At 47.4% G+C, this 9,318-nt stretch carries 8 protein-coding genes; 7 read left to right on the forward strand and 1 reads right to left on the reverse strand.

The annotated features are described in order from the left end of the window. The first annotated feature begins 19 nt into the window (after nucleotides 1-19). Both ACKTR5_RS01095 and ACKTR5_RS01100 read left to right on the forward strand, forming a co-directional pair. On the forward strand, nucleotides 20-1,099 hold the full coding sequence (locus tag ACKTR5_RS01095; protein ID WP_407878489.1) for a carbamoyl phosphate synthase small subunit: 1,080 nt from the start codon (nucleotides 20-22) through the stop codon (nucleotides 1,097-1,099). Continuing rightward, entirely contained in the window at nucleotides 1,099-3,687 is a 2,589-nt protein-coding gene (locus ACKTR5_RS01100; protein WP_407878451.1) for an ATP-binding protein, read from the forward strand. The genes ACKTR5_RS01095 and ACKTR5_RS01100 overlap by 1 nt, the downstream gene beginning before the upstream one ends. A gap of 89 nt (nucleotides 3,688-3,776) precedes the next feature. Here ACKTR5_RS01100 and ACKTR5_RS01105 read toward each other — a convergent pair whose 3' ends face one another. Beyond that, nucleotides 3,777-5,480, reverse strand: coding sequence for an NFACT RNA binding domain-containing protein (locus ACKTR5_RS01105; RefSeq protein WP_407878453.1), 1,704 nt, complete (start codon nucleotides 5,478-5,480; stop codon nucleotides 3,777-3,779). A gap of 169 nt (nucleotides 5,481-5,649) precedes the next feature. Here ACKTR5_RS01105 and ACKTR5_RS01110 point away from each other — a divergent pair, with 169 nt between their 5' ends. The 5 genes from ACKTR5_RS01110 to ACKTR5_RS01130 form a co-directional block, all read left to right on the forward strand. Continuing rightward, nucleotides 5,650-6,075, forward strand: a complete 426-nt coding sequence (locus ACKTR5_RS01110) for a MarR family winged helix-turn-helix transcriptional regulator (RefSeq protein ID WP_407878455.1) — start codon at nucleotides 5,650-5,652, stop codon at nucleotides 6,073-6,075. A gap of 111 nt (nucleotides 6,076-6,186) precedes the next feature. Beyond that, nucleotides 6,187-7,065 carry a DegV family protein gene (locus ACKTR5_RS01115; protein ID WP_407878457.1) on the forward strand — a complete coding sequence of 293 codons (879 nt, stop codon included), beginning with the start codon at nucleotides 6,187-6,189 and terminating at the stop codon, nucleotides 7,063-7,065. A 77-nt stretch (nucleotides 7,066-7,142) separates the two neighbouring features. Further along, nucleotides 7,143-7,661 carry a DNA-3-methyladenine glycosylase I gene (locus ACKTR5_RS01120; protein ID WP_407878459.1) on the forward strand — a complete coding sequence of 173 codons (519 nt, stop codon included), beginning with the start codon at nucleotides 7,143-7,145 and terminating at the stop codon, nucleotides 7,659-7,661. Nucleotides 7,662-7,757: 96 nt separating this feature from the next. Next, nucleotides 7,758-8,204: a universal stress protein gene (locus tag ACKTR5_RS01125; RefSeq protein ID WP_407878461.1), complete on the forward strand. Its 447-nt coding sequence runs from the start codon at nucleotides 7,758-7,760 to the stop codon at nucleotides 8,202-8,204. A gap of 212 nt (nucleotides 8,205-8,416) precedes the next feature. Then, a partial coding sequence (locus tag ACKTR5_RS01130) for an N-acetylmuramoyl-L-alanine amidase family protein (RefSeq protein ID WP_407878463.1) occupies nucleotides 8,417-9,318 on the forward strand: 902 nt, incomplete at its 3' end.

Consider the following 9,318-nt stretch of genomic DNA (forward strand, 5'->3'; position numbering starts at 1 on the left):
TGGAGAAAGGATCGTGCAGATGACAGAACGCTATTTAATTCTCTCGGATGGCACAGCCTATAAGGGTGAAGCTTTTGGGTCACCCGCGACGACTAGTGGCAACATTGTGTTTAATACGAGTGTGACTGGTTATCAAGAAATTATTACGGACCCCATCTACCATAATCAAATCATTGTCTTCACAACGCCAACCATTGGGGCTGTTGGTGTGAATCATGAAAGCTATGAATCCGTTTTACCAACAGCCAAGGGCGTTGTTGTCCGTGAAGTGGCAGAAGTGTCGACTAATCGCCAACGATCACTCAGTTTAGATCAATTTTTACGGGTCAATAATATTCCCGGCATTGCCGGAATCGACACGCGTCAGCTGGTCAAAAAGCTTCGGACACATAGCGGACTAAACGCCAGTATTGTGGATGTGGCGGATGAGCATGCGTTTGATCAGTTAAACGCCACGGTGTTGACGAATCAGCAGGTGGCCCAGGTGGCCACACCGCGCCCGTATGCTAATCCTGGGATGGGCCACAACATTGTGGTGATTGACTTTGGGTTAAAAAGCGGGATTCTTCGCGAGCTTGCTGTCCGTGGTGCAAATGTGACGGTGGTTCCGTACACAACCAGTGCGGATGAGGTGCTTAACCTTGATCCTGATGGGGTCGTTTTATCAAGCGGCCCCGGTGATCCACGGGATTTATCTGCGGATGTGCTGACGATGATTCAAACACTTGAAACGCGGGTGCCATTACTCGGTATTGGCCTGGGTCATGAATTATTCGCGCTTGCCAACGGTGCTGACATTGAGCGGCTACCGGTTGCGCACCAGGGGATGAACCATCCAATTCGAGAAATTATCACGAATCAAATTATGTACGCTGCCCAGGCGGAAGAATACGGTGTCAACCGTGACACGATTGACCGCGATCAGCTATTAATCACTCACATTGACCTAGTTGACCGCTCTGTTCAGGGATTGCGGCACCGGGATTATCCAGCCTTTTCTGTCCAATTTTTCCCGGACGCTGCACCAGGACCATGGGAAGCGACCCAAGTCTTTGATGACTTCATGGAATTAACAGGGATTCGAGGTGAGCAACGGTAATGGCAGACGAAAAAATGCAAGTTACGCAAACAACCGAACAGGTCGCAGCGTTTAATGCTGCTGAACGGTCCGCAGAACAGTCCACAGCCCCGTATCAGCGTCTTCTGGTGCTCGGTGATGGCCCAAATGACTTTGGCCATGAAACGGAGCTGGATGCCGCTGCGTACCAAACGTTATCGGTCTTAAAACGGCGGAACCTAGACGCGGTGTACTTAAATAACAACCCGTATTCGTTTACAATGGATAACCCTTGTGGCGCAACCGTCATCATGGGGGACCCAACGGATCCGGCAACAGTTCGCCAGGTTATTGAGAGTGAAAACATTACCACCCTGGTTCCGACAGTCGGTGGAAGCCTTGCGATGCGTGTTGTTGAAGAATTGATCGCCCATGATTACCTGGATGAAAAACACATTAATGTGCTCGGGATGCCGTTAACGACGGTTCGCCTGATCAACAATCCGGCATTAATGAACCAGGCACTAAAAGAACTGGGCCAACCGGTGATTGCATCGCAAGTTGCAAGTACGGTAACGGAAGCGTTCGACATTGCTCGACAAATAGGCTTTCCCGTCATCGTTAAGTCTGTTGCACCGCGTGGCGAGGGTGATCGGGCCCTAGCGGAAAATGCGGATCAATTAGATGCTGCACTGGACGCGGCCTTTGAACGTTCACGGACCCGACAGGTGATTGTGGACCAAAGTATCGTGGGGCTAAAGGAAGTTTCCTTTGAAGTTCTTCGGGATGTTCGGGGCACTGAACTCTTACTTGGCGCCATGGAAGACATGGACCCTGTGGGCATCCACGCAGCAGATTCCATCGAAATCGCCCCAATTCAAACGTTAACTGATCGTGAATACCAGAAGCTACGGCAGGCGGCGTTTCGTGTTGCCCGGCGGTTACATGTCGTTGGGGTCACTCACGTTCAGTTTGCCCTTGATCCAGTTCATGACAACTACTTCATTATGAAGGTTAATCCGTATTATGACCGTGTGTCTGCAATTTTATCCCGAGCCAGTGGGTATCCCATTGCTTTGGTTGCTGCCAACGTTATGACCGGAGTTGCGTTGTCCGAGGTTAAGTTACCAAGTGGATTTGCAAAGCGAACGGCGCTAATTGAACCGGTTTTGGATCATGTGGTGGTTCGGTTCCCAGTCTTTTCATTTGATGAAGCCAACCGCCGTGGCATTCAAGTTGACCGGCACTTAACCACCATTCAAAAATCGGTGGGGGCAACGTTAGGCATCGGGCGGTCATTAGAAGAGGCCACGATTAAGGCCATGCGGGCTGCCCACTACCATAATCGTGACTTTGCCTTTGATACGCTATCACAAATGGCGGATAACGATCTGATTCAGCAATTGATCCACCCGCAGGATAACCGGGTCATGCTGTTACTTGAAGCCATCCGCCGCGGGTATCAGTCGGATGAATTAGCGGAGTTAACGAAAATTGATGAATTCTATTTTCAAAAATTCCGTAAACTGTATGATCTTGAAATGACGGTCGCGGATCATCCAGGGGAAGTCGCCTACCTTCAACGGGCAAAGTACTATGGGTTTAGTAACGGATTGGTTGCGCAACTCTGGAATTCAACGACAGACGCCGTGATGAACCAGGCCCATAATGCCGGCATTGTGCCCACGTACAAAACGGTTGAGCCAACGGCCGGTGAATTCTCCGAGGTGGTGCCGACCTTTTATTCAACGTATGAACTTGAGAATGAAAGCACGCAACTTGCGGACGAATCCGCACTTGTGGTCACCACGGGATCCTTTCGGTTAGGTGACGGGGCCGCCGGGGACTATGTCATGAGCACGGTTGTCAGTGAGTTACACCAGCAGGGCATTAAAACGGTGGTGGTGAACAATAATCCAGACGCAATCAGTTTGATTCCACAGTTAGCGGATAAGCAATACTTAGAGCCGCAGGAACTGGCTGATATTTTGGCAATCATTGATCTGGAACACCCGAAATGGATCTTTGTGCCGGGAAACCGGTTAAAACTGATCGGGGCGTTAAAGTTACGACACGAAAATGTGATCGTTATTAATAAGGATAAGGCGTACAAACCAGCTCAGGATGGGAAGCAATTTCTAACGCGGATCGTGTTCCACACCAACCAGATTGGTGTGGCGGATCCTCAAGAAATTGGGCAAACGGCGTATTCTGAGCCAGTCTACACGTTGAAAGCTGATCCGCAAGGAGTGCCTGGCATTCAGGCAGAACCGGGATCAATGCGGCAGACCGGGTATTACAGTACACTTTTTTCCGCATTAAGTGGTCATGCACGCATGGTTACAACAGCCTTGCCATTCCCACAATTAGCGTTTCTAAATAAGGGAACCGGGGTCAACTGGGTTCGCTTGCTTGTTCGCTTTTTACTGGATAAAACGACGGCGGCAGACCGGCAGCATCTGAGCCAAGGGGCGTTTCACACGGTGTCCACGGCTGACGTTCAAATGAAAGATGAGCCAGTTGACTTAACGGTTCGTTGGCACCCAAGCTTGCCGTTGGTGGGGCCGCAATTTCGGCTCGGTGCACGGCTTATTGTGCCGTTTCCAAGTCACTTTAATATGCAAAATTAGGGTCCATCAAAAAAAGCGTTCGTTTACCAGCCACTTCAGTAAGGGGCTAGTGAACGAACGCTTTTTAACTGACGAATGTTTAACAACGCTTACCCGCGAATCTGCTCAACCAGTGCAGCGTCTGGGGTAACGTAAGCTGTGTGTTGTCCTTCATAGATCACAAAGCCTGGTTTAGCACCATTAGGCTTGTGAACACGTTTTACCGCAACGTAATCAACGGGGACGCTTGCAGAGTCTCTGGCCTTAGAGAAGTAAGCGGCGAGCTCAGCAGCCTCCGTGATTGTTTCAGCGGAAGGGTCAGTTGCGTGAATAATAACGTGGGACCCCGGAATGTTTTTAACGTGAAGCCAGGTGTCCGTCTTCTTCGCAGTATGCAAAGTCAGCTTATCGTTTTGGAGGTTGTTTTTACCGACGGAGATAAGCGTTCCATCGGTTGCATGAAACTGTTCGGGTTGGCTAACCTGGAGCCGTGGCTTTTTGCTCCCACGTTTCCGATGAACACGAATGTAGCCTTGTTGTTGTAACTCTAGCCGAATTTCATTAATATCCTTTGGGCTTGCTAATTCAATCTGCGCCTGAATGTTACTTAAATAATCGATTTCAGTTTGAGTCAAGGCAATTTGCTCCGTCACGTAGGCAACGGCATTCTTTAACTTTTGGTACCGGTTAAAGTACTTTTGAGCATTTTGTGACGGCCCAATTTGATTCGATAACGCAATTTCTAGCGGCTTGTTCTCATCATAAAAGTTGGGCAGGGTGATCGTCGTCATGCCCCGTTCAACCTGGTGCAAGTAGGTGGTCAATAGCTCACCCTTGATTCGAAAGTCGTCAGCGTGGTTTGTTTCAGCCATTGTTTGTTCAAGCTTCTTTAGCTTTGAACGATTTTTCTTCAATTCGTTTCGAACAATGCGAATCAGGTTTCCCGCTTGCTCGTTGACCCGTTCCCGTTCCGCCCGGTCTTGATAGAAGAAATCAAGTAAATCGCTCAGCGAAGTAAACGTTTGGGTGCTGGTGACCTGCTCGTCATGGGTGGGAAAGGCACTGAAACTGGTCTTATTGTTAGCAAGGTGATTCAGCGTTGGCGTTGGGTGGTCAAATTGAGCAAAGAACTGGGTAAACAGCGTTGCTGGCTCACCCGGTTCATGTAAGGCATGTGCCAGCGCGAGTGCAGTATCATGCGCCAGCCCTTGAAAAGTTTGTTGAAGTTGGCCGGCCAAGACATCTGCGTTCGGGTAATCGCGAACTAGATCCGCGACCGTTGCCGTCGTTGAAAACGGGTCAACGTCGTCTTGCTTCGGGGGTGCAATGTAGGTCGCACCAGGGAGTAAAGACCGAACCCGGTTTTGGTCAGGACTAACGTGTTTGATCAGATCCAAAATCCGGTTATCGCCGAGGTCAATCAAAAATACGTTACTATGACGGCCCATCATTTCAATGACTAGGGCGATGCTTTCGCGATCACCCAGTTCGTTGCGGGTCGAAAAGGTTAACCGAACAATCCGGTCGTTTTCAATTTGTTCAAGGTTCGTTAAAATCGCACCATCCAGGTACTTTCGGAGCATCATGGTGAAGTTACTTGGTGTAGCTGGATTAGCGTACGGGATGTGGGTGATTTGAACCCGGGCGTACGTTGGGTGTGCGGATAATAGTAAGGGGTGATTCGTGCTGTTACTGCGAACGGTCAGCACCACTTCGTTTGGATACGGTTGTGAAATTTTGGCCACGCGACCGCCGGCTAACGTTTGGTTTAGCTCGGCAACCATGGCATGGGTAAAGGCGCCATCAAAAGACATAAGCGACCTCCTTTATGATTAATCAAAATGTTTAAAACAGTCTTTATCATTATAGGCGTCTCCAAATGACAAGGCAAAGCAAAGCGTCGAGAACGATTGCTTGTTGAGCGCAATTTTGATATTGTATAATGCAAAATGAAAGTAAAATCAAAATTTGGGTGGTTAATTTATGAAATCAAGTTTGACCGCATTACGTGACAGTGAAAAAATTCACCGGGCACAGCTGCTTGCTGTAACAAAACGGGATCAGTTAACAATTGCAGAGTGGCAATTACTGGAACAGTTAGCTGCTGGGTACACAACGCAAGAACAGTTGTCAGGGGTGACGGAACTCGATACATCGACACTGAGTCGCCAGTTGAAAAGTCTTGGCAATAAACAGATGATCGAAAAAGAGGCAACCGGCCGCGATCACCGGCAGTTGATCTATTCTGTAACGGAGACTGGTCATAGCGCGCTAACCAACATTGAAACAGCAAATCGGCAGTTAACGGATCAGGTGTTTGATAAATGGACCGATGAAGAGAAGAATTTGTTACAGATTTTGCTTAACCGGTTAGAAACTAGCTTATCACGGACAACAAAAAACGATTAATCGCGCAATCATTGATTGATAAAATCACCACGTGTAATGGTAGTCGCTTCTTTTGTTCTATGGTAGAATTGACAAATACTTTTGTGAAAGAAAAGAAGGGCGACGAAAATCATGAAGATTGCTGTGGTCACAGACAGTACGAGTTACTTGTCGCAAGCCGAAATTGACGATAACGACATTCATATTGTTCCCATCCCATTTGTGGTCGACGGAAAGACCTTTGATGAGGGTGTCGACATTACCACTGAAGGCTTCTACGAGTTGCTACGGGAATCAAAATCATTTCCAAGCACTTCCCAACCACCGTTGGGCGCAATGCTGGAGCTTTATAACCACTTGGCTGATGAAGGGTATGATACGGTAATCAGTATTCACCTGGCCTCCACGATTTCTGGCTTTGTTAACTCATTGCAAGGGGTTGCAGCAGAGGTTTCCGACCGAATTCGGGTGATTCCGTATGATTCACAAATTACCGTTCGGTTAATGGGTTATTTGGTCTTGGAAGCGGCGAAGATGGTAAAGACTGGTCATGACGCTGATGAAATCATTGCACGGCTAGATGCAATGCGGGCAACAATGGGTGAATACTTCATCGTTGATGATCTGCAAAATCTAGTGCGTGGCGGCCGGCTTTCAAACGCTTCTGCCTTCATTGGTTCTGTTTTAAAGATCAAACCATTACTAACGTTTGATGACGATAGCCATGAGATCGTGGCTTTTGAAAAGGTTCGTTCAACAAAGAAGGCCCTTGCACGGGTTGAAACGTTATTTACGGAAGCTCAACAACAGGTAGACTATCCCTTACGTGGGTTAGTTATTCATGGCAATGATCCGGTTGCCGGACAAACGTGGCGTGATCAGTTAGCAAAGGAATTTCCTGAAATGCCGTTTGAACTGAGCTACTTTGGTCCCGTAATTGGTGCCCATTTGGGTGAAAAGGCCTTGGCCTTAGCGTGGATCATTGATTATGAGCAAGCTTATCAAGACTAAAGAGCAATTAACGTCGTGGCAATCTGCTGCGACTTTTTTTGTTGTTACGGTAAATTGGGGTTTATGGAAGGATTGCAATGACAAAATCAAGTGGTGTTAAGGAATACGATCAAAATTTTGGCCATGAAACACACGATGATCAAAAGATGTTTGAACTGTTAACCGTTGGTGTTTTCCAGGTTGGCTTGAGCTGGCAAGCGGCAGCCAGTAAGTTGCCCGTATATCGCCGGGTCTTTCATCAAATGGATATTCCGCAGGTGGCAGCCATGGATTTAGAAGTACTTGACAGTGTCATGGCAGATCCAGACATGATCCATAACCCGCGAAAGATTCGTGCCGTGATTAAAAATGCCCGGGCGATTATGGCCATTCAACGGGCGGGTGGTAGTTTTTCAGACTACATGTGGGCCTTTGTCGACGATGTCCCACACATTGCAGACTATGAAACAACAGATCAGGTGGAAACGAGCACACCGTTTGCTGGTGCAGTCGCTCGCGACATGAAAAAGCATGGTTTTACGTTTGTTGGGCCCACGGTTACCTACATGTTTATGAAAGCATGTGGCATGATTCAGGATCGCGTTTGGACGAAATAAGGGTGCTTGCTAAGTAGGCAGTTAATTCGCCTACCAATAATTATTTATGTATGATTGTGATAACAAAAATCACACATAATCAGGAGGCGAATACTCATGACCTTTACACCAAAAAAGATCTTGGTCCCGTTGGACGGGTCTAAAAATAGTGAACGGGCTTTGGCAACGGCTGTTGATATTGCAAAGACATCTGGTGGAATGCTCGATATTGTTCGCGTAGTTGATCCGAATATTTACGCTGCGTATGGCGGCACATCGCTCAATGTTACGCAGTTCGACGAAGAGCTGGCGGCATCCAGTCGTGACTATCTAAAGGGAATTGGTGAACAGTTAACTGCAAGTGGCTTTACGTCGTTTGAGACACACGCATTGCGCGGTAACGTTAAATCTGTCCTAGCGCGTGACTACCCAACGGAAAATCATCATGATTTAATTGTTGTGGGTGCAACCGGAATGAACGCTGTGGGCCAAGTATTAGTCGGTTCGGTAACGGCATTTATTGTTCGTCATGCTGGGATTAACGTGCTGGTGGTAAAGGAATGACCTTTTAGGAATTGAACGATAATAATTTAATTAATGGTTAAAAGCTAATGGGCATCACGCCTATTAGTTTTTTTGTCATTATAAATAGTTTAAGTGATGGATACGAAAGATAAGAAATGATTAACCTTCGTCAACGCGGTGATTTCGATGGGCGATTATTGATAATATTTACTTGTTAACGTTTATTAATATTTTTTGGGGTGAGATAACTTATGGGGATTAAATTTAAAACAAGTAAAGTTTGGCTTGCTGCGGGTGCAACACTTTTGGGCTTATTAGCGACAAACGGGCGGGTGCATGCAGACACGCTGGTTTCAATAAGCACTGATGAGACGCCATCTGTTGAAACGGCTGCACCAAAACAGGCGACTGACGTAAGTCAAAAGGAAGTTAGCCTGACGCCAGCTGTTTCAACAACGGATCCGACGATAAAAGCACCAGTTACAACGGGGAGTGCAGCGTCGCAGGCTTCAATGACTGCTAGTAACCAGGAGGCCTCGCACGCGGCTCAGTCATCTGCTGCCTTGTCACAAGTGACGTCAGCTGATGCACCAACGGCGTCGCAAAGTGTTTCAACGGCGTCATCACAGGCTGCTTCAGCAAGCAGTTCGATGGCCTCACAGGTGACGTCACAGGCTTCCTCAGCAACCAATTCTGCGGCAACGTCACAAGCAACGGGGGCAACAGACTCTCCGATTACGCAGCCTTCAGTTGTTAACGGTTGGCAGATCACTAAGGATAATACGTACTATTTGGTTAACGGGAAAGAGACCGTTGGTGAACTAAAAGTTGATGGCTATTGGTACTTATTTGATAAGACCACTGGGATCATGCAACGTGGCTTTCAAAGTATGGTTCCATATAACGACACTAAGACCGTTTATTATGATAATCAGGGTAGAATGATCTATGGTGAAGCAAAAATAAATGAAAATTGGTACTTGTTTGATTCCGTAACGGGTGCCATGCAACACGATTTTCAGAATTTAACGAACTATGGTCACAACAAAACCGTCTACTATAATGCCAATGGGCAAATGGTCTACGGTGAAGCAAAAATCAATAATAACTGGTACTTGTTTAGTCGCGATGAGGGTGCCATGCAGCGTGATTT

The organism is Furfurilactobacillus entadae, from assembly GCF_045862745.1.
Taxonomy (GTDB): Bacteria; Bacillota; Bacilli; order Lactobacillales; family Lactobacillaceae; genus Furfurilactobacillus; species Furfurilactobacillus entadae.